The sequence below is a fragment of the Curtobacterium sp. 24E2 genome (genome assembly GCF_016925595.1).
GTDB lineage: Bacteria > Actinomycetota > Actinomycetes > Actinomycetales > Microbacteriaceae > Curtobacterium.
Window position 1 is genome coordinate 1,130,277 of sequence record NZ_CP068987.1, and the last position, 22,380, is coordinate 1,152,656.

At 68.7% G+C, this 22,380-nt stretch carries 22 protein-coding genes; 15 read left to right on the forward strand and 7 right to left on the reverse strand.

The window, feature by feature from the left end:
- Window positions 1–153: 153 nt before the first annotated feature.
- From JN350_RS05705 to JN350_RS05715, 3 genes are all read left to right on the forward strand, one after another.
- Complete coding sequence (locus JN350_RS05705; protein ID WP_205463867.1) at window positions 154–963, forward strand: DUF2382 domain-containing protein; 810 nt, start codon at window positions 154–156, stop codon at window positions 961–963.
- A 105-nt stretch (window positions 964–1,068) separates the two neighbouring features.
- Entirely contained in the window at window positions 1,069–1,836 is a 768-nt protein-coding gene (locus JN350_RS05710; RefSeq protein WP_131881131.1) for a mechanosensitive ion channel family protein, read from the forward strand.
- Between the two features lie 102 nt (window positions 1,837–1,938).
- Window positions 1,939–2,379 (forward strand): YsnF/AvaK domain-containing protein, encoded by a 441-nt coding sequence (locus tag JN350_RS05715; protein WP_205463868.1) that lies wholly within the window; start codon window positions 1,939–1,941, stop codon window positions 2,377–2,379.
- A gap of 35 nt (window positions 2,380–2,414) precedes the next feature.
- Here JN350_RS05715 and JN350_RS05720 read toward each other — a convergent pair whose 3' ends face one another.
- Window positions 2,415–2,861, reverse strand: a complete 447-nt coding sequence (locus JN350_RS05720; RefSeq protein ID WP_131847084.1) for a MarR family winged helix-turn-helix transcriptional regulator — start codon at window positions 2,859–2,861, stop codon at window positions 2,415–2,417.
- Window positions 2,862–2,999: 138 nt separating this feature from the next.
- Between JN350_RS05720 and JN350_RS05725 the strand changes: the two genes are divergently transcribed.
- Both JN350_RS05725 and JN350_RS05730 read left to right on the forward strand, forming a co-directional pair.
- On the forward strand, window positions 3,000–3,602 hold the full coding sequence (locus JN350_RS05725; RefSeq protein ID WP_205463870.1) for a hypothetical protein: 603 nt from the start codon (window positions 3,000–3,002) through the stop codon (window positions 3,600–3,602).
- A gap of 31 nt (window positions 3,603–3,633) precedes the next feature.
- A complete protein-coding gene (locus JN350_RS05730; RefSeq protein ID WP_205463871.1) occupies window positions 3,634–4,620 on the forward strand; it encodes a signal peptidase I in 987 nt (328 codons plus the stop codon).
- A gap of 27 nt (window positions 4,621–4,647) precedes the next feature.
- On the opposite strand, the gene JN350_RS05735 is transcribed toward JN350_RS05730, so the two are convergent.
- From JN350_RS05735 to JN350_RS05750, 4 genes are all read right to left on the reverse strand, one after another.
- Window positions 4,648–5,259, reverse strand: a complete 612-nt coding sequence (locus JN350_RS05735; protein WP_205463873.1) for a hypothetical protein — start codon at window positions 5,257–5,259, stop codon at window positions 4,648–4,650.
- A gap of 79 nt (window positions 5,260–5,338) precedes the next feature.
- A complete protein-coding gene (locus JN350_RS05740) occupies window positions 5,339–6,391 on the reverse strand; it encodes a BLUF domain-containing protein (RefSeq protein WP_111086135.1) in 1,053 nt (350 codons plus the stop codon).
- Between the two features lie 106 nt (window positions 6,392–6,497).
- Window positions 6,498–8,222 (reverse strand): glycosyltransferase, encoded by a 1,725-nt coding sequence (locus JN350_RS05745; RefSeq protein ID WP_205463874.1) that lies wholly within the window; start codon window positions 8,220–8,222, stop codon window positions 6,498–6,500.
- Window positions 8,219–9,268, reverse strand: a complete 1,050-nt coding sequence (locus JN350_RS05750; RefSeq protein ID WP_205463876.1) for a hypothetical protein — start codon at window positions 9,266–9,268, stop codon at window positions 8,219–8,221. Before JN350_RS05750 ends, JN350_RS05745 begins: the two co-directional genes overlap by 4 nt.
- 770 nt (window positions 9,269–10,038) lie before the next feature.
- On the opposite strand from JN350_RS05750, the gene JN350_RS05755 reads away from it, so the two are divergent.
- The gene (locus JN350_RS05755; protein ID WP_461963950.1) at window positions 10,039–11,400 is read left to right on the forward strand and encodes a glycogen debranching protein; all 1,362 of its coding nucleotides are present in this window, start codon (window positions 10,039–10,041) and stop codon (window positions 11,398–11,400) included.
- Between the two features lie 736 nt (window positions 11,401–12,136).
- The gene (locus JN350_RS05760; RefSeq protein ID WP_205463877.1) at window positions 12,137–12,481 is read left to right on the forward strand and encodes a hypothetical protein; all 345 of its coding nucleotides are present in this window, start codon (window positions 12,137–12,139) and stop codon (window positions 12,479–12,481) included.
- A 58-nt stretch (window positions 12,482–12,539) separates the two neighbouring features.
- Here the strand turns inward: JN350_RS05760 and JN350_RS05765 are convergent, their stop codons facing one another.
- Window positions 12,540–13,838, reverse strand: a complete 1,299-nt coding sequence (locus tag JN350_RS05765; RefSeq protein ID WP_205463879.1) for a PP2C family protein-serine/threonine phosphatase — start codon at window positions 13,836–13,838, stop codon at window positions 12,540–12,542.
- A gap of 46 nt (window positions 13,839–13,884) precedes the next feature.
- Window positions 13,885–14,607, reverse strand: a complete 723-nt coding sequence (locus JN350_RS05770; protein ID WP_205463880.1) for a CPBP family intramembrane glutamic endopeptidase — start codon at window positions 14,605–14,607, stop codon at window positions 13,885–13,887.
- Between the two features lie 159 nt (window positions 14,608–14,766).
- Between JN350_RS05770 and JN350_RS05775 the strand changes: the two genes are divergently transcribed.
- The 8 genes from JN350_RS05775 to JN350_RS05810 all read left to right on the forward strand — a co-directional run bounded on the left by JN350_RS05775 (window position 14,767) and on the right by JN350_RS05810 (window position 22,380).
- The gene (locus JN350_RS05775; RefSeq protein ID WP_131921299.1) at window positions 14,767–16,209 is read left to right on the forward strand and encodes a tyrosine-protein kinase domain-containing protein; all 1,443 of its coding nucleotides are present in this window, start codon (window positions 14,767–14,769) and stop codon (window positions 16,207–16,209) included.
- A 78-nt stretch (window positions 16,210–16,287) separates the two neighbouring features.
- Window positions 16,288–16,857 carry a beta propeller repeat protein gene (locus JN350_RS05780; RefSeq protein ID WP_205463881.1) on the forward strand — a complete coding sequence of 190 codons (570 nt, stop codon included), beginning with the start codon at window positions 16,288–16,290 and terminating at the stop codon, window positions 16,855–16,857.
- The gene (locus tag JN350_RS05785; RefSeq protein ID WP_205463882.1) at window positions 16,854–17,171 is read left to right on the forward strand and encodes a hypothetical protein; all 318 of its coding nucleotides are present in this window, start codon (window positions 16,854–16,856) and stop codon (window positions 17,169–17,171) included. The genes JN350_RS05780 and JN350_RS05785 overlap by 4 nt, the downstream gene beginning before the upstream one ends.
- 230 nt (window positions 17,172–17,401) lie before the next feature.
- The gene (locus JN350_RS05790) at window positions 17,402–18,646 is read left to right on the forward strand and encodes a sugar transferase (RefSeq protein ID WP_240347573.1); all 1,245 of its coding nucleotides are present in this window, start codon (window positions 17,402–17,404) and stop codon (window positions 18,644–18,646) included.
- Window positions 18,647–18,739: 93 nt separating this feature from the next.
- Window positions 18,740–19,924: a glycosyltransferase family protein gene (locus tag JN350_RS05795; protein ID WP_240347574.1), complete on the forward strand. Its 1,185-nt coding sequence runs from the start codon at window positions 18,740–18,742 to the stop codon at window positions 19,922–19,924.
- A 20-nt stretch (window positions 19,925–19,944) separates the two neighbouring features.
- Window positions 19,945–21,222: an O-antigen ligase family protein gene (locus JN350_RS05800; protein ID WP_205463883.1), complete on the forward strand. Its 1,278-nt coding sequence runs from the start codon at window positions 19,945–19,947 to the stop codon at window positions 21,220–21,222.
- Window positions 21,194–21,859, forward strand: coding sequence for a glycosyltransferase (locus tag JN350_RS05805; RefSeq protein ID WP_240347575.1), 666 nt, complete (start codon window positions 21,194–21,196; stop codon window positions 21,857–21,859). Before JN350_RS05800 ends, JN350_RS05805 begins: the two co-directional genes overlap by 29 nt.
- Window positions 21,859–22,380: a serine O-acetyltransferase gene (locus JN350_RS05810; protein WP_205463885.1), complete on the forward strand. Its 522-nt coding sequence runs from the start codon at window positions 21,859–21,861 to the stop codon at window positions 22,378–22,380. The genes JN350_RS05805 and JN350_RS05810 overlap by 1 nt, the downstream gene beginning before the upstream one ends.

Genomic DNA, 22,380 nt, shown 5'->3' on the forward strand with positions numbered 1-22,380 from the left:
TATCGCGACTTACGATGTAAGCTCCCGCTGGGCTTACGCCGTAAGTCCACGAGGTGGTGGTCTCCGCCGATCGAGCGGGCCGTGCGCCGCCGTCACCTCGGATCCACTCCGCATCGAACCCCAGGCGACCTGCCGGGGAAGAGGAGCACCACCATGATCGACAGCAGCAGCATCAACGACCTCACGGGCGCCGACGTCTACGGGAGCGACGACGCCAAGATCGGCACGGTCGGCCAGGTCTACGTCGACAACGACACCCAGGCTCCGACCTGGGTGACGGTGCGGACCGGGCTCTTCGGCACCTCGGAGTCGTTCGCACCCTTGAACGACGCGACGTTCGAAGCCGGCGCCGTCCACGTCGCCTACGAGAAGTCCTTCGTGAAGGACGCCCCGCGGGTCGACGCCGACGGGGCGCTCAGCGCGGACGAGGAGCAGTCGCTCTACTCCTTCTACGGCAACCCGTCGAGCGCGTCGGCGGATGCGGGTCTGTACGACCAGGACGCCGACCGGAGCACGGACTCCGCCGACGTCCAGGGACACGACACGTCCGGTCCGACGACGGACGACGCCATGACCCGCTCCGAGGAACGGCTGCACGTGGGTACCGAGCGGATCGAGTCCGGCCGTGCCCGTCTGCGCAAGCACATCGTCACCGAGCAGGTCACCAAGACCGTGCCCGTCAGCCACGAGGAGGTCACCCTCAGCCGCGAGCCGATCACCGATGCGACCGCTGACGATGCTTTGTCCGGGCCCGCACTGAGTGAAGAAGAACACGAGGTCGTGCTCACCGAGGAGCGCGTCGTCACCGCCAAGGAGACGGTCCCGGTCGAGCGCGTCCGGCTCGGCACCGAGACCATCGCCGGCGAGCAGGAGGTCACCGAGGACGTCGCGCACGAGGAGATCGTCCTCGACGACACGGCCGTGACCGACGAGACCACCGTGGACCGCGACGCCCGTTCCTGATCGTGCTGGGCGACGGCCGCTCGGCGACAGCCGGACGTCCGTCGCCAGCACAGGACGCCTTCTCTGCGCCCTGTCCACCCGACCCTCACCCGAAAGGCTCACCCCATGGACTTCCCCGCCGCTCTGCAGAACGGACTGGCCGCGGTCATCGCGTTCGTGCCGCTCGCCTTGCTCTTCCTGCTCATCCTCGTCGTCGGCCTGATCGTCGCGAAGCTCATCGAGAAGGGGCTCTCGCGTCTCCTCACCAAGGTCGGCTTCGACCGTGCCGTCGAACGTGGGGGCATCAAGAAGGCCCTCGCGAACTCGAAACTCGACGCCTCCGACATCGTGTCGAAGATCATCTACTACACGCTGGTGCTGTTCGTGCTCCAGTTCGCGTTCGGCGTCTTCGGGTCCAACCCGGTGAGTGATCTCCTCGCCGGCATCATCGGGTTCCTGCCGAAGATCATCGTCGCGATCATCATCATCGTGGTCGCCGCGGCGATCGCGGCAGGAGCGAAGGGCCTGATCCAGAACACGCTCGGTGGTCTCTCCTACGGCAAGCTGCTGGGCAACATCGTCGCGGTCTTCATCGTCTTCATCGGAGCGACCGCGGCGTTGAACCAGATCGACGTGGCCACCTCGGTCACCACCCCGCTCCTGATCGCGGTCCTGGCGATCATCGCCGGCGTCGTCATCGTCGGAGCCGGCGGCGGACTCATCAAGCCGATGCAGCACCGCTGGGAGGCGATCCTCGAGAAGGCCGAGGCAGAAGCCCCGAAGATCCAGCAGCACGCCCAGCGTGCGCCGTCCGTCGTCGAGCAGGCAGAAGAGGCTGCCGGGAAGGCCAAGCGAGCTGCCTCGACGACGACCAGTTCCCATCGCTCGAACTGAGCGCGCCCTGTGTGTCGGCCCCGCTCACCATGGGCGGGGCCGAGGGCCATCCCCGCGCTCCCGTGTTCGCTCGGGACCGTGCCCCCAGCATCGGAGAAGACCATGACCTCTCGCCACGCACCGCGCGACGCTCCGGGTGGTGACGACCGGACGGACCAGTTCGACGTGGTCCGACGCGAAGAGCGACTCGTCATCGGCACCGAACGCCACGCCATCGAACGGGTCCGGCTCGAGCGGGTCATCGTCACCGAGCAGCGGACCATCACAGTGGACGTCAGTCACGAGGAGATCCGACTCGTCCGTGAGCCGATCAGCGGCGCGGTACCGGTGTCGGCCGGCACCACGGGCACCGTCCACGAACCGATCGTCGTGGTCCTCCGCGAGGAACAGATCACGGTCTCGACAGCAGTCGTCCCGGTCGAACGCGTCACCCTGACGACCCACACCGTCACGGAGGAGCACCGCGTCGAGGTGGGGCTCCGGCGGGAGGAGATCGACATCGTCACGTCGCACCGTCGGGCCGGAGGAGCTCCACTCCCGTGAGTCGCGTGCGGGATGCGTGAGGGAGTCGGTCGTCCTCAGTCGACGCTGGCTTCGCGGAAGGCGTGCGACACGCGTTCGGTGAAGTGGATGAACACATCCGTGCTCTCCGGCGGCAAGGACTGCCGGAGTGCCCGGCGGTAGGCGGCCCGGAGCGTCCCGACCACCGCGAACCCGTCGGCGCTCAGCTCGATCCGCACGCTCCGGCGGTCGTCCGGGTTGCGGACACGATCGAGCAGGCCTCGCTTGGTCAGACGGTCGAGCAGGGCGGTGACGGCTCCCGTCCCCATCTCCAGGTACCCGCCGAGTTCCTTCGGCGTGCGGTCGTCGTCGACTGCGCCGAGGAACTTCAGCGCGCGGAGGTCGACCGGGTTCAGGTCGTGCGTGACGGCGAGGTGCTGCATCAGGTGCGCGTGCTCGACCTGAGCGCTGTAGAACGCAGCGACCGCCTCGTCCAGCAGACGATCCTGGTCGGCGTCACTCATCGAAGGAGGGCTCGCGCTCATGGTCCTATCTTAGACGAGATCCGTTTGGGACAAAAATTGACTTGAACGAATTTGTAGGCGTATGGTTCACATAGCTCGAAATTCGAGTCAAGTCTCAACCTGAACGGATCTCCTCTCATGCGTCGCCCGAACCGCACCATCGCCCGTGTCGCCACCCTCACCGTCATCCCGGCTGCCCTGCTCGCCGCCGGTGTCGCCGTGTCCACCGCGTCGTACTCGGCGTTCTCGGCCACCTCGTCGGACGACGCCAACAACTGGTCGATGGGATCGGTGGCGCTGAGCAACGACGCGTCGAACGGTGCGCTCTTCGCTGCGTCGAACCTCAAGCCCGGTTCCACCGGGACGAACTGCATCGCCGTCACCTCGACCGGCTCGCTCCCCAGTGCAGTGAAGCTCTACGCCACGAACGTGCAGCAGACCAAGGCGCTGGCCTCGTACGTCACCCTGCAGGTCAAGCAGGGCAGCGGTGGAGGCTACGGCACGTGCAACGGCTTCACCGCGGCGGCCGGGTCCGACGGTCTCCTGTACAACGACTCCCTCGCGTCGTTCGCGTCCAACCGAACGAGCTACGCCACCGGCGTCGGGACGTGGAAGCCCACCGGCGACAAGTCGGAGACCAAGACTTACCAGATCACCTACACCGTCTCGTCGGATGCCCCGGCCTCCCTTATGGGTGCCACCGCGAGCCTCGGGTTCACCTGGGAAGCGCAGAACTCCTGAGCGGCCGGGAGGACACGAGAGGAGGTCGGTCATGCGTCCGTCCGTGTGGGGTCGGTTCGCCGTGGTGCTCGGCGCCCGGGGAATCCTGGCTGCCGTCCTCGGTCTCGTGTTCTGGGCTGTCGCTCCGATGGTCCTCGGCTGGCACACCACCACGGTGATGACCGGCTCCATGGAGCCGTCCCTGCACCCGGGTGACGTCGTGGTGAGCAAGACGGTCACCGCGGGAGAGCTCCGGAAGGGACAGGTGTTGCTCTTCGCCGACCCCGACCACGTCGGCACCCTCCGGCTGCACCGGTTCGACTCCCTCAACAGCGACGGAACCCTCACCACGAAGGGCGACGCGAACCCCTCCGCCGACTCCACGCACATCTCCCGGTCCGCGGTCACGGGAGTCGGGTACCTCCGTGTCCCACTCATCGGCACACCCGTCCTTTGGGCTGCGGACCATCGAGCGGGCCCGCTCGTCGCCCTCGGTTCGGCCCTCGTCCTCGTCGCTGGACTCGCCGTCCTGCCGGCCGTCGCAGATCCGAGCAGGACGACGGGGGCGTCCCGACGTGGGCCCCGGCATCGTCAGCAGGACCACCGGCCGTGGGCGGTGGGGGCACTCCTCGTCGCTTGTGTCTGCACCGTCGCGGCGCTGGCGGTACCTGCTCCGGCGGCCGCCGCGGCCTTTGCCGCCACCGCCACCGCACCCAGCACGATGGCGACCGTGGCCGCGACCCCGGCCACTGCGCTGACGTGCACGTCGAACACGAACGGGTCGGTCACCATCGGGTGGAGCTACGACGGGGTGGCACCCGAGCGGTTCACCACGGTCATCGACGGCGTCGCGAGCAGCGACACCAGCGCCGGCACCGCCCGATCCACCACGATCAGCTCCTGGGACCTCTTCTCGTTCCGCACCTCCAGTGTCACCGTCCGCGCCGACGTCACCTCGACGTGGACGACGACCTCCGCCAGCAGCGTCCGCATCAGCACCGTCCGCTTCCTCGGACTCGGCCGCACCAGTTGTGCCTGACCCGATCCCGCCCTCGTGGGCGGGAGGTCACGACGTCCGCGAAGGCGCCACGCGGAGCCCTGTGGAGCGCCGCTCGAGATCGGCCAGCGCGCGGATGACCTCCGGATCCCGGTGGCGCCATCGGTCGACGACGTCGACGCCGAGCCGGCCGGCGGCGTTCCGGGTCGTCAGCGCGCGGACAGCGAGCAACTCGGCTCCGTCCGGCTGCTGACCGAGGCGCTGTGTGAGCGTGGCGAGCCGGATGAAGCCGCCGCGGTACCGGATCCAGACCACCACCAGGACGATGATCAGCACCGCGGTCGACGAGGTACCCAGGAGGTGCGCCACGTGCAGCGTCTCCTGCTGCTGTTCTGCTCCGGCAGCCGCGATCCGCTGCGCGCTCTGGCTCGCGTCCTGCAGCGGTGCGCTGACCGACTTGCCGATGAACGGCACCTTCTCGAGTGCCGTTGCGGTGCTGCTCAACTGCTCCTGGAACGCGGTGCCCTGGTCGTGGACACGAGTTCCGATGTCGGCGAGGGCGCTGATCGATGCGGAGACCGATCGCCTGAGCAGAACCGCGGCGACCATCCCGGCCACCACGACGACATCGAGCAGCACCTGCCCTGCCGTGCGGATCGGACGTGCGTCGTAGAACACCATGGACAGGTCCTACCACTCGCGCGATGCTGTGCCTCTCGGCTATCGGCCCATATGGAGTCGGCGGGACCGGCCCCCGTCGTCAGGCGCTGGGGATCGTGGGCAGGTCCCAGTAGGCGGGTCGTTCGTAGTGTTCGGTCCAGCCCCGTCGCATGCGCGACGCGGCGCGGTCGAAGGCGTCGACGACGTCGGTGTCCGGTGTGAGGAGCGCCTGCAGGCGGATGCCGTCGTAGAGGGCGAGGAGCTGCTGTGCACCGCGGATCGGATCCATCGTGGCGGGTTCCCGCCCGGCACGGACGTCTTCGGCGAGGGCGGTGCGCACGGTCTCACGGAACTGGAGGTAAGCGGACCGGTAGTAGTCCGCTCCGTCGGTCGACGGGTCGGTCGACGTGGCGAGTGTGGACGCGATCAGGCGCATCAGGGCTGGTTCCTCGGCATGGGCGGCGAGGAGCGCGTGCAGGAACGCGATCGTGCCCTTCTCGGCGGCCAGGGGGAGCAGGGGAGCGGAGACTGCTCGGGTCCACCGCATCACGGTCGCGGCGAGCACGGCGTGCTGCGACGGGAAGAGCCCCAGGACCTCGGGGACGGTCATCCCCGCGCGTTCTGCGACGTCCTCGAGGGTGAACCGGGACGCGCCGCCGGCGTGGACAGCGGTGATCGCGGCGTTCAGGATCCGGGTTCGGGGGATCTCCTCGTCGGCCGCGTCCTGGTTCGTCAATGGAGCGAGCGGGTGCTTCCGGAACCAGTCGAGCAGAGCACGCGCGCGGGACGCACCGAAGGTGGAGTCGTTGGGGCGGTTGGCGGTGAAGAGGTCGCTGAACCCCGGCACGTCGTGCAGCAACGGGTCGAGCGGTTGGAACGCCATCGACCAGTCCGGGAAGGACCGGTGTCGGATCGGCTCGTTGAGGAGCACTCGGACGTTGGTGTGGCGGGGATCGGCTCGGACCTGATCGAAGCGTTCAGCGACGACGTCGTCGTCGCCCTCGATGATGCCGATGCAGTTGTCGTCGCGGTGTGCGAGCATCCCGGTGACACCGAGGCGGGTGTTCTTCTCCCGGCCGACGGCGAGGATCTGCGCGAGTTCCGAGTCCGTGATCGGTCGGGTCTGCGTGCTGGTGTAGACGAGCGATCGCATGATGGTTCCCCCTCAGGTTCTGACATGACCGGACCGACCACAGCGTGCTCCACCTCGACCGCCGCGGCAACCCCCTGAACGGGAGACGCCGCGGCGACCGCAGTACTCACACGGATGACGTCTTGGTGAGACCGTGCTCCGTCTTCTCCCAGTAGTGGGGTCGGGTGATGAGCTGCCACAGGCCCTTGTAGGCGGCGACCGAGTGCAGCACCCAGTACGCGGGGTTCAGCAACGCCCAGAGCATCAGGTCGAACCGAGCGCGTTTGTACGGCCCCATCATGGTCAGGTAGATCATCGTGGCGTTGCCGAGCAGGAAGTCGAGCACGCACAGCCAGAGCACCGGGGCGGGGAACACCGAGGCCGTCCACGCCGTGGGCAGCACGAGCGTGGCGATCGTCACCGCGATGCCGGGCAGCATGCCGAGGAACGTCAACGGTGTCCCGGCGATGAGCAGCGCGAACGCAGCAGCCCGGCGCAGCCCGATCTCCCGCACGAGCGCGCGGGGGCGCCGGGCGTGGACGAGGGCGGTCTGCATGTACCCCTTGATCCACCGCGACCGCTGCCGGACGAAGTTCGGGATCGAGGTGTTCGCCTCCTCCATCGTGGTCGAGTTGACGACGGAGACGCGGTACCCGACCGCGGACGCACGAATGCCCAGGTCGGCGTCTTCGGTGACGTTGTAGGGGTCCCAGCCACCGAGCTCACGCAGGAGCTCGGTGCGGAAGTGGTTCGAGGTCCCGCCCAGCGGGATCGGCAGGTTCCGGGCGTCGAGGCCGGCGAGCATGTAGTCGAACCAGTACGAGTACTCCAGCGTGAACATGCGCGTCAGGGCGTTCTCGTCGGCGTTGAAGTAGCTCAGAGCGGCCTGGACGCACACCGTGTCGGTGCCGGCCCGCTCGAACGTGGTGAACACCTTCTTGAGCTGGTCAGGGTCGGGGCGGTCCTCGGCGTCGTAGATGACCACGTACTCGCCGCGGGCGATCGCGAGGCCGACGTTGCAGGCGCGCGGCTTGGTCTGCGGCGCACCGGGAGGGACGATGACGATCCGCATCCAGGCCGGTGGATCAGCGTCGAGGACGGCCTGGCGTGTCTCGTGGTCCTCGGCCTCGACGAGGACCAGGACCTCGAGGCGGTCCTTCGGCCAGTCGAGGACCTCGAGGTTGCGGACGAGGTCGCCGACGATGTTCGCCTCGCGGAACACCGGGACCAGGACGGTGTACGTCGGCAGGGTGGTGTCGTCGAGCGCGGTGACGTCGGCCGCTGAGACCTGCTCGACGAGGTCGAAGCGGGCGCCGACCATGGAGACCCAGAACTTGAAGACGATGCCGGCCAGGAACCCGAGCGAGAGCACCGCGGTGACGATGGCGGCGGTCGTGCCCGGAGCGATCACCAGGCAGCCGGCGAACGCGAGCAGGGCGATGCCGCCGCCGACCTGTTGACCGCGGGACAGCACCGTGCGGGCGGACATGGCCGGGATCGTGCGGGCGAGGTCGTGTGCGGCGAGGTCGGCGACCTCGTCGTCCAGCTCCCACATGATGCGCTGGCGGACCTCGGCCTCATCGACCGCCCGGAGCACGACCGGCTCGCCGAACTCCTCGGTCAAGGCGGCCCGGAGCACATCCGGGTCCGACCGGCCGCTGGTCAGGACGAGGACACCCTCGCGGATCCGTGCGGAGGCGACCCAGCCCTCGTCGACGTGCCGGCGGACCGAGCACCGGTGCGGCGGGCGCCAGTCGGACTCGTCGCCGCGGTGCCGGGCGGTCGTCTCGTCGATCGACGGGGTGTCGGTCTCGCTGGTGACGGCGGACGCACCGGACACGACGGCGGTCATGCGCCCACCGCCGAGACCAGGGCGTGCATCCACTCGGCGACGACCTCGCGTTCGAACGCCGCGGTCCACGCGAGCGGGATCTGGAGGGCGGCGAGCACCATGACGAGAGCGCTCGTGACCCGGCTGCTGACACGCGGGAGGATCGCGATCGCGACGGCGAGCATCGTGACGAACGTGTTGCCGGCGGTGGCGACCGGGATGAGCCCGATCGCGTAGCCGGCGAGGATCCCGGCGAACAGCGCGACCACGATGACGATCGCACCGGGTCGGTGCACGAGCAGGGCCAGGAGGCACCCCGCGACGACCATCGCGAGGAGCAACAGCCCGTCGAACGAACCCACCAGGTGCTCGAGGCCGCTCAGCCGGGTGCTGTCGGTGTGCACGGTGTTCCGCAGTGCCGCGAACGGGTCGCGGAGGACGAGCAGGTCGAGCACGGACATCGAGCCGATGACGGCGATGCTCGGGAACACGAGGACGAGCGTGTTCGCTCGGCGGATGCCCGGCTGTCCGTGCCGGGCGAGCTCCAGCAGCGGGGCGGTCAGAGCTGCGATGACGACGTAGACGAGGCCCATGGGGTCGACGAGCGTCGACACCATCAACGACAGGCCGGCACGGAACCCCGCCTGGGTGTCGCCGTACGAGAAGAACCGCACCATGTCGGCGATCGCGAGCGCGAACAGTGCGATGCCGAGGAAGGCCTGCAGGTCGTTGAGGGCGACGAAGGCGTAGAGCGGGTTCGCGCCGAGCGCGATCGTGAAGACGACCACCTTCCGCATCCGGAGACCGCGCCGGAGCATGGCCTGCGCCAGGAGTTGCAGCAGTACGCCGGCTGCGAGGCCGCCGAGGACCGCTGCACCGTGCACGCCGAACGGCAGGAACCGGAGCAGGACGCCGGAGAGCAGCGGGTAGAGCTGACCGACGGCCTGCACGACGCCGCCGTCGAGTGCCGCCGTCGCCCGGTCGAGGGTCGCCTGGTTGCCGGTGAGCTCCAGGAGCGGTGTGGTCGGGATCTCGATCGAGAGCACGGCGACCACGACGTAGGGCACGGCGAACGCGAGCCGGAGGAGCCACCGCGTCCACGCGCGGGGAGCGGCCGGAGCGCCGATCGGTGCGGCGGCTCGGCCGACGACAGGACGGCGCTCAGACGCGGGACGGTGACGGTCATGCGCGCTCCTTCGGGTGGATGCGGACAGTGGAGCCCAGGCACCCATCACAGTCGGAGGACAGACGAATCGGTACACCCAGAACGGGGTACAGGCGAGTCCCCTGAAGTGAGGACCTCTGCGCGTCTCGTGAATGGGGGTGCCGCCGCGTCGAACCCGAATCGACACGCCGGCACCCACCGTGACCGCCCCACCCGAGGGAGGTCACCTTCGCTTGGTGCCAAAGCTCCGCGCGGATCTCGTCCGCAACGGAGTTGCTGACTCGATGACCCAATCAGGCGACGCCCCTCGTTGGTATCCCCCAAACGGGGAACGCGCGTTCTCTGGATGGCAGCGGGGCCGCTTCCGTCGATTTCCGCGTACCTGTGCGCCCGGAGAGCGGCACGTCCGTACCGTCTCGTGAGCTACCCCGCGCCGCCCAGCTGCGGGGGCCCGATCCCTGTTCCGGGCTGGCATCGTCGCGGACCGCCGCGCCGAACCCGACGTCGTCGTAGCGCGAGGGCGCCTGCTCCTCGACCCGAACGAGGAGCAGACGCTCTCGGTCACCGTCCGGTGTCCGACGAGGCGGTCGCAGCTGTCCGGTCTGCGCATCCATGCCTGGCGGGGTACGTGCGCGAGCCGGGACCACAGCGGCCGCCCGGTACAACGACACGATGACCACTTCTGCCCGCACCCCGCTCGGCGTCACGCTCGTCGACGGCGGCGCCAACGTCGCACTCTTCTCCAGCACCGCGGAGCGCGTCGAGTTCTGCACGTTCGACGACGACGGGAACGAACACCGCACCGAGCTGCAGCACCGCACCGGCTACACCTTCCACGACATCGTCCCCGGCGTCGCCGTCGGCACCCGCTACGGCTTCCGCGTGCACGGCGCGTGGGACCCGGCCAAGGGCCTGCGCCACAACGGCGCCAAGCTCCTGCTCGACCCGTACGCCACGGCGGTCGACGGCTCGTACGAGTGGGGTCAGGCCCTGTTCGGCCACGACATGAACGACCCCGAGACCCGCGACGACACCGACTCCGCCGCCGCGATGCCGAAGTCGGTCGTCGCCGACCGCTCGTTCGACTGGGGCGACGACGTCCGTCCCTCGACCAGCCTGGCCGACACCGTCTTCTACGAGGTCCACGTCAAGGGCTTCACGAAGCAGCACCCGGACGTCCCCGAGGCGATCCGCGGCACCTACGCCGGCATGGCGCACCCGGCGGCGATCCAGCACCTGGTCGATCTCGGCGTCACGGCCGTCGAGCTGCTCCCCACGCACCAGTTCGTCCAGGACTCGACTCTTGCCGACAAGGGGCTCCGCAACTACTGGGGTTACAACTCCATCGGGTTCTTCGCACCGCACGACGAGTACTCGTCCAGCGGCACCGCCGGCGAGCAGGTCGCCGAGTTCAAGGAGATGGTCAAGGCCCTGCACGCCGAGGGGCTCGAGGTCATCATGGACGTCGTCTACAACCACACCGCCGAGGGCAACCACATGGGCCCGACGTTGTCGTTCAAGGGCATCGACAACGAGTCGTACTACCGCCTCGTCGAGGGTCACGAGGCCAACTACTTCGACACCACCGGCACTGGCAACTCGCTCAACGTCGGGCATCCGGCGGCGCTCGGGCTCATCATGGACTCGCTGCGCTACTGGGTCGAGGAGATGCACGTCGACGGCTTCCGCTTCGACCTGGCGACGACGCTGACGCGACAGGACGGCGAGGCCGAGAAGCACTCAGCGTTCCTCGACATCGTCCACCAGGACCCGGTGCTCCGTCGGGTCAAGATGATCGCCGAGCCGTGGGACACCGCGGGGTACCAGGTCGGCGGGTTCCCGGCCGACTGGTCCGAGTGGAACGGCAAGTACCGCGACGACCTCCGTGCCTTCTGGCGCGGCGACGAGGGGCGCTCGGTGACGCCGTCCAGCGTGTCCTCGGCAGCCCGGACGTCTACGAGGGGTCCCGCCGCTCGCCGCTGTGCTCGGTCGACTTCGTCACGGCACACGACGGCTTCACCCTGGCGGACCTGACCTCGTACGCCGAGAAGCACAACGAGGCGAACGGCGAGGACAACAACGACGGCGAGAGCGACAACGCCTCGTTCAACGGCGGCGTCGAGGGGCCCACGGACGACGCTGGCGTCAACGCGTACCGCGACCGGCAGCGCCGGAACTTCCTCGGCACCCTGCTGCTGTCGGCCGGTGTGCCGATGATCCTCGGCGGCGACGAGATCGCTCGGTCCCAGGGCGGCAACAACAACGCCTACTGCCAGGACGACGAGATCTCGTGGTTCGACTGGGAAGCGGCCGACCGGGACCTGCTCGCGTTCACGACCGCGGCCATCGCGTTCCGGGCGCAGCACCGTTCCCTGCGTCCGGAGTGGTACCGCACGGCACCCGGTGACTCCGACTCGACCGTCTCGGTGCTCCGCGCCGACAACGCCGGCTTCGAGGACGGGGACTGGGCCGACGGCGGCAACCGGGCGGTGATGCTCGTCCTCGAACAGGGCGACGACACCGTCGCGGTCCTGCTCAACGCCTCGGACACGACCGTCGAGTTCACGCTGCCCGCGAAGCCGGGTGGCGGCGACTGGCAGCTCGGGTTGTCCAGCGACCCGGAGCAGCAGGTCGCGGGTGACGCGGCGACTGTACTCGTGCGCGACGCGTCCTTCTCCGCGCTGTACTGACACGGTTCCGGTCGCCGGTCGCCGGACACCGACCCGGTGGGGTCGACGGTCGGCGACCGGAGCTGGTCTACGTTCGACCCATGGGGACTGATGACCTGGCCGTGCAGCAGCGGCGGGACCGGAACCGGTGGTGGCTTTGGTGCGCCGGCGGGTTCGTCCTGTCGCTCGGGCTGCTGCTCGTGCTGGGACGGTGGTTCCCGGTGAGTGCTGGGGTCCTCGGCGGTTGGTTCGTGGTCGCGTTCTCGATGCGGGCGATTCCGTCGGGCCGTCACTTCTCGGCGAACTCGGCCAGCACGATCGGCGCGTTCGTGCTCACGGTCATCGGCCTGGGCCTGCTGATCGGCGTGGTCTGGCCGAGCCGGGGCGAGGCTGACCCACGCATCGAGGGATCGTCCTCGGAGCAGTGCTCACCGCGGTCGGTCTGACGTGGATGATCGTCGTGGAGAAGCGGTTCTCAGCGCGCCGAGTCGAGGGCTGACCTCGTCACGCTCGATCCCGGCGTGCTGGGTGGGCGGGCAGCGCGGAGGTGTCAGCCGCCACCGGTGCTCGTCGGATCGCGATCACGGTCACGTCGTCGTCGTGCGCGACCTCGTCCGCCCGCGCGGACAGTGCCGCCACCAGCGCAGTGGGTTCGGAGCCGCAGGCTCGTGCGAGATCGGCCACGGCGTCGACGGTGTCCTCGCGCCCACCGAACAGATCGAGCACGCCGTCGCTGAACGAGATGAGCAGGTCGCCGGCGTCGAGGAACCCCTCGGTGGTGGCCCACTCGTCGCGAAGCCCCATCCCGAGCGGGAGGTCGCTCGACCGGAGCCGGTCCACGGTGCCGTCCGACCGAAGCACCAGGCTCAACCCGTGGCCCGCGTCCGCCCACCGGAAGGTGCCGTCGGTCGAGATGCGCGCGTGGAACAGCGTGGTGAACGTCACGTCGGTCACGCTGGCCTCTGCGGCGAGCCCGTCGGCTGCGCGGAGGAGGGCCTCGGACGGGTCGTCGACGGCGCGGGCACTGCGGACCGTGGCGCGCACTGCCGCCGCGATGAGCCCGGCCCCGACACCCTTGCCCATCACGTCCCCGAGGGTGACGGCGATCCCGGTGTTCGTCTCGTACCAGTCGAAGAAGTCACCACCGACCGACTTCGCCGGCAGACAGGCGCCCGCCACCGCGACGTCGACGCCCAGGTGGCCGGTCGACGTCGGGAGCAGGGACCGCTGGACGGTGGCAGCCCGCTCGATCTCCGCACGGACGCGTTCCTCGCCCAGCCGGGCAGCGCGGACGTTGCGCCGCGCTCGCCGCGAGAGCTCCTGCACGACCGCCGCGACCGTTCCGAACACGATGACGGTGACACCGAGGCGGACGAGCTCGCTCGCACCGGGGACGTTCGTCGGCGTCAGGAAGTAGGGCGCCATGATCACGAGCGTCACTCCCAGCGCCGCGTACACGACGGTCAGGCGCCCACGGAGGGACCCGCACCAGACGACCGGCAGGACGGCGAGCGAGGTGAAGACCGAGGCACCTGCGCCCGTGCTCGTCCGGAACAGCGCGATCGCCACGAAGTCGAGCACCAGCAACGCCGGCACGAGTCCGACGGCGTGGGGGAGCGCGAGTGCCAGGGCAGCAACGATCGTCGCGACCCCGGTGACCGCGAGGCTCGCGACGAACAGGCCGTCGTCCGTCACCTGGAGCGACGGCACCGTGATGCTCAGGACGGCACCGAGTGCCAACAGCGCACTCAGGGGAGCCTGCCGCGCGAGCGGGCTCTCGAAGATGCTGGTTGGGCGAGACATTCGAGAAGGACGCTACCGGTCGGAGCGGCTCATCGTGCGGCCGATGTCAGCGCGGCCAGGTGAGGACGACCGCCACGGTGTTGAACAGGACGTGGGCCAGGATCGCCCCGCCGAGGCGTCCGGTCATGGCGACGAGCGTCCCCGTCAGCAGGCCGAGTACGAACGTCGTCACGAAGACCTCGAAGCCCGCGACCGACGACGTGGTCGTGCTGATCGCCAGGTGCATCAGCGCGAACGCGAACGCGGTCACCAGCACCGCGAGGAACCGCGTGCGTGGCGTCAGCTCGGCCGACAGCCGGCGCTGCACGACGCCCCGGAACACGATCTCCTCGAGCACCGGACTGACCAGGCACACCCCGATCGCCGAGACCACGAGCAGCAGCACGTCCGGCGTGCCGAGGGTCGGCTGCGGCGTCAGCCCGGTCACACCGAAGAACGCGACGGACAGCACGGCATCGAGCCCGCGGCACACGACGACTATGCCGATGGCCGCGACGGCGTCGGCCCACCCGAGCCCGAGCCTCCGCACGAGGACGGCCGGGCTGGACTTCCGGAGCACCCACCCGACACCGAGCACGAGTGGCACCCACACCGCCAGGTCTGCGGCGAGCACCTGCGTGATCGGCGCGGGCAGACCCCCAGTCCGGGCGACGCCGCCGACGATGCGGGAGAGCAGCACGGCGACCAGGAGCGCGATCACGATGACCTGCAGGTCCCGCACCGCCGAGGAGGGGCGGGCGGCGGTCGGCGCGTCCGGTTCGGGCTGCATGTCGCCACCGTACGGGACGCAGAACGAGACTCGACGTCGCCAGACCCCGAGCGCGTCTCATCGGTGTGGCAGTATTTCCCTGCCGAACGCTGGGACGATCCCGGTCGACCTGCGACAGGGACTCTGCAGGACGCGGCGACATTCGGGGAAGGGTGCCGCGTGGAGCTACGCGACTACATCGCGGTCTTGCGCAAGGGGTGGGTCTTCATCCTGGTGCTGGCACTGGTCGGGGTCGCGGCCGCGGCCGGCTTCTCCCTGGTGAAGAAGCCGGTCTACGCAGCATCCGCGCAGGTCTTCGTCTCCACGGAGACGTCCGGCAGCGCGAGCGACCTGGCGCAGGGCAACACGTTCACCCAGCAGCGCGTGCTGACGTACTCGAACCTGGTGTCGACTCCCATCGTCCTGTTGCCGGTCATCTCGTCGCTCAAGCTCGACATGAATGCGGACCAGCTCGCGACGATGGTGTCGGCGACGGCACCGACCAGCACCACCCTCATCTCCATCTCGGTGGAGGGCACCGACCCGGTGCAGGCCGCGAACATCGCGAACGCGACCTCGCAGAGCCTGACCAACGTCGTGCAGGACATCGAGGCCACCGACGCGAGCGGCAAGAGCACGGTCAAGCTGACCCGCGTCAAGCAGGCGGACGTCCCGAGCACCCCGGTCAGTCCGAACGTGCCCGTCAACGTCGCACTCGGTCTGCTCGTCGGGCTGGCACTCGGCATCGGGATCGCCGTGCTGCGCGAGACCCTGGACAACCGTGTCCGCACCGAGCTCGACGTCGAGAAGATCAGCGACAAGCCGGTCATCGGCGGGATCGCCTACGACGCCAAGGCCGCCGAGCGTCCGCTCATCGTGCAGGTCGACCCCCGCAGCCCCCGTGCCGAGTCCTTCCGGACGCTCCGCACGAACCTCCAGTTCCTCGACATCGGCACGGGCGCTCGGACCTTCGTCATGACCTCGTCGATGCAGTCCGAAGGCAAGAGCACGACCGTGGCGAACCTCGCGATCGCCCTGGACAGCGCCGGCTTCCGGGTCATCCTGATCGACGCCGATCTGCGCCGCCCCCGCGTCGCCGAGTACATGGACGTCGAGGGCAACGCCGGCCTCACCGACGTGCTCATCGGTCGTGCCGACCTCGAGGACGTCGCACACCCGTGGGGGCGCGGCAAGCTCGTCGTCCTGCCCGCCGGACCGATCCCGCCGAACCCGTCGGAACTCCTCGGCTCGCGCGCGATGCAGGACCTGATCGAGCGCCTCGAGCAGCAGTTCGACTACGTGCTGTTCGACGCGCCGCCGCTGCTCCCGGTGACCGACGCGGCGATCCTGGCGAAGAAGGCATCGGGCGCGATCATCGCGGTCGCCTCGGGCCACACCCACAAGGGGCAACTGGCGGCAGCCATCGCATCGCTCGAGAACGTCGGCGCCCCCATCTCCGGCTTCGTCATCACCAAGATGCCCGTCAAGGGTCCCGGTGCGTACGGGTACGGCCGGTACGGGTACGGGTACGGCTACGGCCAGGACGACGGCGCCTCTGCACCGGTGACCCCGCCGAAGCAACCCGGCAAGAAGCTCGGCGTGCTCCGGCGCGCTGGACGCTGAACGGAGCCGCCGACCATGAAGACCCGCCGGGGGACCCGAAGCCTCGGCCGCGCACTGCCCCGAACCACACTCATCGTGGTGGCGGCAGTCGTGGTGGTGCTGGTCGCGATCGACGTCGTGCTCGTCTCCCTCGCCCTGGGGCGCACCGCGCCGGGGCAGAACGGGCCAGCGGGCCCGATCCCCACGTTCACGAGCACACCCGACACGACCGAGACGCCGCGCGCGAGCACGTCGGCTGACGCAGACCCCGCATCCACCGCTCAGCAGGGGCGGCGCCTGTTGGCAGCCGTGGATGACCGGGAGGCATGGCGTGCGTCCGGCGGGTCGTGCGGCGGCCCCCGGCCGGTGCTGGAGCACACCGTGGACGGCGGGTCGACGTGGGTCCCGGTGGGACTCGGGACGGATGTCGGATCGCTCATGGCGATCCGGGCCTCCAGTGCGGAGCTCTCGATCCTGGCGGGCGTCGGTGACGACTGCACCACGACGGCGCGGACCAGCACCGATGCGGGCGTGACGTGGAACGCGGGGACACCCGGCGCCGCCGGCGCCGGGATCAGCACCGACGGTGTGGTGCTCGCGAGCGGGACGATCCAGGCGCCGTGCGCGGACCCGATCGAGGCGTTCCAGGGGAGCGGACCTCGGTCGTGATCTGCGACGGACAGCTCGAGTGGCGGGCCGGCACGGACGCCTGGGTGGACGTACCGATGGGCGGCGTGCGCTCGATCGCGGTCGACGGCGGCGAGTACACCCTGGCCCGCGTGGACGTGGCGTCCTGCTCCGGCGTGCAACTCGTGACCATGCCCGCGGCGGACGTGACCCCCAGCACCGCGGTCTCGCCGGTGGGCTGCGCCGACGGTGCGGACTCCGACGGCACCGTCACGATCGACCGTGCCGGACAGGACGTGTGGCTGTGGGACGGCGAGACGGTCAGGGTCTCGAGTGACGGCGGTGCGTCGTGGTGATGCGACCATGACGGCGGACGCGCTCCGCGCACCGAGCGTGGTCGGAGCCCGCGACGAGTGGAGCCGCTCGTACTCGCGCCGGGTGCTCATCACGGATCTGCTGGCGCTGATCTGGGTGGTCTTCGGCGTGCAGATCGCCTGGCTGGGGATCGAGTCGAACCTCGCCACCAACACCGCGGACCTCCGGCTCAGCTATCTCGGCCATCTCGATCGTCGTGATCGTGGTGTGGATGAGCGCGCTCGCCCTGTACGACACCCGCGGGGCGCGAGTCATCGGTGTCGGGAGCACGGAGTACCGTCTGGTCGCAGACTCCAGCGTCCGGGTGTTCGGGCTGCTGGCGATCGCGGCGTTCCTGCTGCACGTCGATCTCGCGCGCGGGTACGTGCTCATCGCCTTCCCGATCGGGATCCTCGTGTTGCTGCTGTCGCGGTGGATGTGGCGGCAGTGGTTGGTCGCCCAGCGTCAGCAGGGTGGGTACTCGGCGACGGTGCTGCTGGTCGGTTCGCCGGCCAGCGTGCTGCACATCGGCCGCGAACTGGCTCGTTCACCCGAAGCCGGGTACCGCGTGGTGGGTGCCGTCGTGTCCTCCAACCACCGCGGGATGCTGGCGGGCTCGACGATCCGGAGCCACGGCGGATTCGACGACGTCGGCTCGGCCTTGCGCGAGACCGGTGCCGACACCGTCGTGATCACGAGTTCCGACGACCTGCCGCCGGAGCGGGTCCGCGAACTCAGCTGGTCGCTCGAGCCCGGTCGGCAGCACCTGGTCGTCGCACCGAGCCTGACCGACATCGGAGGTCCGCGCATCCACACGCGGCCCGTGCAGGGGCTCCCGCTCATCCACGTCGAGACGCCGACGTACTCTGGGCGCAAGCTCTACACGAAGCGTGCCTTCGACCTGGTCGGTGCAGCGCTGCTCGTCATCGTCCTGTCGCCGCTGCTGCTCGTGCTGACGGTGCTGGTGAAGACCACCACACCGGGTCCGGTCTTCTTCCGCCAGGAGCGAGTCGGCCTGAACGGCGGTACCTTCCGGATGATCAAGTTCCGATCGATGGTCGTCGATGCCGAAGATCGCCTGCAGGAGCTCAGCGCCCTGGACCGGGCCGAGGGGAACGACGTCCTGTTCAAGATGCGGAACGACCCACGCGTCACCCGGGTCGGTGGGTTCATGCGGCGCTACAGCCTCGATGAGGTGCCGCAGCTGTTCAACGTCCTCGCCGGCAGCATGTCGCTCGTCGGTCCACGTCCTCCGCTCGCTCGCGAGGTCGTGCGCTACGACACGCACGTCCACCGTCGGTTCCTGGTGAAGCCGGGCATGACCGGTCTGTGGCAGGTCAGCGGCCGGTCCGACCTGTCGTGGGAGGATTCGGTGCGGTTGGACCTGTACTACGTGGAGAACTGGTCCATCACGGGTGACCTCGTGGTGCTCTGGCGGACTGCCAAGGCCGTCTGGCGATCGCAAGGAGCATATTGATGGCCGCGCTCGAGGCTCCCCCTTCCAGAACGCGTCCGTCAGCGAACGGCGTGAAGTGAACGGGGTCACTTCGGCCGAGGAGGGGCCGCTGAGATGACCGAGGTGCTCCAAATCAACGTTCGCCTCAGTGAGGGCGGCGCGGCCGGGGTCGCGCGCACCCTGCACGACGGCCTGCCGTCGCGTGGGATCAGCGCGAAGATCGCGTACGGCTATGCGAAGGGCGGAAGCCCGTCCCCGCTGGAAGCGGAGTACGGCGCTCTCCGACTCACATCGGCTCCGCGAGCCGCGCTCAATCTCGCTGCGCACCAGATCGTCGGGACCGAGGTGGTCCGCCCATCACGGTCGAGGAGAGCGTCCCTGCGACGGGCGGTGCGACAGAGCGACGTCGTCCACCTCCATGCCATCCACAGCTACATGATGCCGCCGACCGACCTTCTCTCGATGATCGCTGAGGAAGGGAAGCCCATCGTGTGGACCATGCACGACCAGTGGGCGATGACTGGGCGGTGCGCACAGCCCGGGACGTGCACCGGGTGGGAGGGCGGGTGTGACCCTTGTCCCTTCTTGACCGCATACCCGCCCGCGAAGATCGATCGAGCGGCACCCACGTTCGTTGCACGTCGCCGGGCGATCGACGACGTTCGATCGAGCGTGCCCTTGCAGATGGTCGCCTGCGCCTCATGGCTGGCTGAGGAGATGGAAGCGGGCGGTCTCTCAGATGTGACCACCGTCACGAATTCGGTTGATCCGCGGTTCTGGAACATGGCCTGGGCGCAGCGTCCGGTCGATCACCGCTCCACTCCGGCACGGTTCCTCTTCATATGCCGAGACCTTCGTGACGCAGCGAAGGTCGACTGGAGCCTGTTGGAGGAGATCGCGCGGATAGCCCCCGGAAGGCTGACGATAGTCGGCGACAATGCGCCGTCCCCCATCCCGAACGCCACCATGGTCGGAGCGATCACCGATCGCAGTGAGATGTACCGCCTCATGCGTGACCACTCTCACCTCGTGTTCTCGTCGACCGTCGACTACTACCCGTTGACCATCGTCGAAGCGCTCACGGCTGGCATGTCGGTTATCGCGGCGGAGTCCAGAGCCGCTCGCGAGTTCGGGTGGTCGTCGAACGTGACGGTTGTGGACGAACGTCGTCGATGGGCAGACGCCATCGCGTCGGCCGTCCCCAGCAACCCGGTGTCGTCGACCGAGCTCGCTGGCTTCTCTCCCGACAGGATGATCGACGAGTACGTCGACGTCTACCGGAGAGTGCTCGCCGCATGAGCAACGGTTACCGAGCCTTCGTGAGTCTCCTGACCACCGCGTTCGTGCTCCTCGAGCACTTCCAGGTCGGCAAGGTCGGCGACTACCCGATCACGATGGGTCTGTTCCTCGGGATACTGCTCGTCATCAGCGTCAGCACCACGTTGGCGATGAGCAACGTCGTCATCGCCCTGGGGATCGCAGTGGTCCCGAACGCGTTGGTGCAGATCGCTGCTCCTTCGACACGTGAAGGTTCGTCGTCCTTCTTCCAGACCTTGGCTCTGTTCGTGTTCGCGGCCGTCGTCATCGGACAGTGCAGACGGGGCACCATCCGACCGGCAGCAGTCCCGGCCATGCTGCGCGGGGCATTCTTCGCTCTGGTCATCGTCGTCGCGCTCTGCGTGCTCCAGGTCGCGACGGGCGCACGAGGATCAGTCCAGTGGTTCAATCCATTCGGGGAACACCAGTACCTCTACGAGTACGACCCACACCTCGAGTTCAATCCGATCCCGCGCGCCGCCGGCTTCTACCTCGAGCCGTCGTACGCCGCGTTCGTCATCGGCTCCCTTGCCGTCGCGCTGCTGGCGCAGGGGTACCGGAAGGCCCCGGTCTGGGTGCTCGCCGGCGCAGGTCTCCTCGCTGTGCGGTCCGCAACCGGGTTGATCCTCTTCGGCGTGGTGGCCCTGATGGTCATCTTCGTCGGGAAGAGCCGCCTGAAGGTCGTTGCACTGATCGTCTTGGCGGTGCTGACGTCACTCGCGCTGCCGTACTTGTCGGGGAGGTTGGACTCGACCTTCACCACCGGGTCGAGTGCCTACTACCGTTTAATCGGCCCGCTGCAGATCCTCGGTGACACGCTCGTGCACTTCCCGCTCGGGCATCCGTACGGCTCGCTGCGGAACACCGTCGCGGACTACGGCATCCTCAACGGCGCGGCTGCGGGTGACTCCCTCGACAACGGCTTCTACGTGATCGTCTTCTACTTCGGTTGGCTCGGTCTCATCGCGTCCATCACCTTGGGGTCGTGGGCGCTCGTCAGCGTGGCGCGTGGACTGCGAACCGGATCGGTCGCGCAGGCGGTGCTCCCGTTCTGGGCGGTCGGAAGTCTTCTCTTCTCAGGTGGCATCATGTTGCCGGAGTACGTATTCACCCTTTGGCTGGTCTTCGCCACCCGGCACCAACGCCGATTCGTGATCCCAGGAGAGAGCGGTTCTGCACTTGCCCCCGAAGCTGTCGATCATCACCGTGACGTTCCAGGACGACGAAGGCCTGCGGCGGACGGTCGCATCGTTGGAGACCCTGCTCCACGAGTCGGGTGATAGTTGTGAGCTCGTCATCGTCGACGGCGGGATGTCCCCCGGCACGGCTCGGCTCGTGGCGGATCTCGGACGATCTGTCCGGCTGATCTCGGAGCCCGACACCGGTATCTACGACGCGATGAACAAGGGCATGGCCGCAGCGAGCGGCGACCACCTCTGGTTCCTCAACGGCGGTGACGAGAGCCTCATCCCATGGTCGCAACTGTCCGCGATCCTGGACGCGCACGAGGATGCGGTAGTCCTCGGGGACTTCGTCTTAGCAGCGGCCACTCGGAACCAGGCCCGCGCGTCTCGACCTGTTCGTTCGATGTGGCACGCCCTGCCGACCTCGCACCAAGCAATCTTCTACCCGCGAGCGGCGATCACGGGTCGTTACGACCAGAGCTTCCGGGTAGCCGCCGACTACGACTTCACGGCGAGGCTGTATGCGTCGGGAGTCCCATTCGTCGTCGAACACATCGAGGTCGCTCGCTTCCACCTCGATGGGACGTCCACGCAGCACGGAAGCCTGATCGGAGCCGAAGCACGTCGGGTCCAGCGCGAGACGTTGTCCTTGCACCCCGCCGTGTCCTTCGTGAGCGGGCTCCGTCATCGCGCGGCACGCAGGTACCGGTCCATGCTCTCGAGAGGACACTGATGTCGTTCTACGACAGCGTCACCGCCAAGCAGGAGGAAGCCGCCTTGTTCGGCGGACACCCGTGGCTCCTGCAGCCCGGCTACTGGGCGCTTCGCGTGTACCGGTTCGGCAGGTACACGCTCCAGGTCAGGGGCATCCGCGGGAGGTTCCTCCACGCGTTGTCCTTCGCGCTTTACAGCGTGGTTCGACTGGTGACCGGGATCGACATCCCCCGAACGGTCGAGATCGGTCCGCGTTTGATGATCCACCACTTCGGCGGGATCATCGTCCATCCGCAGGCGCGGATCGGGGCTGACTGTGTGCTGCGGCACGGCGTCACGATCGGAGAGCGCCGCGAGGGCGGCGGGGTACCCGTCATCGGGGACAGCGTGACCTTCGGCGCGTACACCCAGGTGTTCGGGCCGATCCGGGTCGGTTCCGGTGCGACGCTCGCTGCGATGGCGGTCGTTGTTGATGACGTGGAGCCTGGAGCGACAGTCATCGGCGCCCCCGCGAGGCCTGTGGGCGTGCGAGATGCCTAG

What these genes read in the sequence shown, in the direction of transcription:
- JN350_RS05705 (WP_205463867.1), top strand. Translation starts at nt 154, where the DNA reads ATGATCGACAGCAGCAGCATCAACGACCTCACGGGCGCCGACGTCTAC.
- JN350_RS05710 (WP_131881131.1), top strand. Translation starts at nt 1,069, where the DNA reads ATGGACTTCCCCGCCGCTCTGCAGAACGGACTGGCCGCGGTCATCGCG.
- JN350_RS05715 (WP_205463868.1), top strand. Translation starts at nt 1,939, where the DNA reads ATGACCTCTCGCCACGCACCGCGCGACGCTCCGGGTGGTGACGACCGG.
- JN350_RS05720 (WP_131847084.1), bottom strand. Translation starts at nt 2,861, where the DNA reads ATGAGTGACGCCGACCAGGATCGTCTGCTGGACGAGGCGGTCGCTGCG.
- JN350_RS05725 (WP_205463870.1), top strand. Translation starts at nt 3,000, where the DNA reads ATGCGTCGCCCGAACCGCACCATCGCCCGTGTCGCCACCCTCACCGTC.
- JN350_RS05730 (WP_205463871.1), top strand. Translation starts at nt 3,634, where the DNA reads ATGCGTCCGTCCGTGTGGGGTCGGTTCGCCGTGGTGCTCGGCGCCCGG.
- JN350_RS05735 (WP_205463873.1), bottom strand. Translation starts at nt 5,259, where the DNA reads ATGGTGTTCTACGACGCACGTCCGATCCGCACGGCAGGGCAGGTGCTG.
- JN350_RS05740 (WP_111086135.1), bottom strand. Translation starts at nt 6,391, where the DNA reads ATGCGATCGCTCGTCTACACCAGCACGCAGACCCGACCGATCACGGAC.
- JN350_RS05745 (WP_205463874.1), bottom strand. Translation starts at nt 8,222, where the DNA reads ATGACCGCCGTCGTGTCCGGTGCGTCCGCCGTCACCAGCGAGACCGAC.
- JN350_RS05755 (WP_461963950.1), top strand. Translation starts at nt 10,039, where the DNA reads ATGACCACTTCTGCCCGCACCCCGCTCGGCGTCACGCTCGTCGACGGC.
- JN350_RS05760 (WP_205463877.1), top strand. Translation starts at nt 12,137, where the DNA reads ATGGGGACTGATGACCTGGCCGTGCAGCAGCGGCGGGACCGGAACCGG.
- JN350_RS05765 (WP_205463879.1), bottom strand. Translation starts at nt 13,838, where the DNA reads ATGTCTCGCCCAACCAGCATCTTCGAGAGCCCGCTCGCGCGGCAGGCT.
- JN350_RS05770 (WP_205463880.1), bottom strand. Translation starts at nt 14,607, where the DNA reads ATGCAGCCCGAACCGGACGCGCCGACCGCCGCCCGCCCCTCCTCGGCG.
- JN350_RS05790 (WP_240347573.1), top strand. Translation starts at nt 17,402, where the DNA reads ATGAGCGCGCTCGCCCTGTACGACACCCGCGGGGCGCGAGTCATCGGT.
- JN350_RS05795 (WP_240347574.1), top strand. Translation starts at nt 18,740, where the DNA reads ATGACCGAGGTGCTCCAAATCAACGTTCGCCTCAGTGAGGGCGGCGCG.
- JN350_RS05810 (WP_205463885.1), top strand. Translation starts at nt 21,859, where the DNA reads ATGTCGTTCTACGACAGCGTCACCGCCAAGCAGGAGGAAGCCGCCTTG.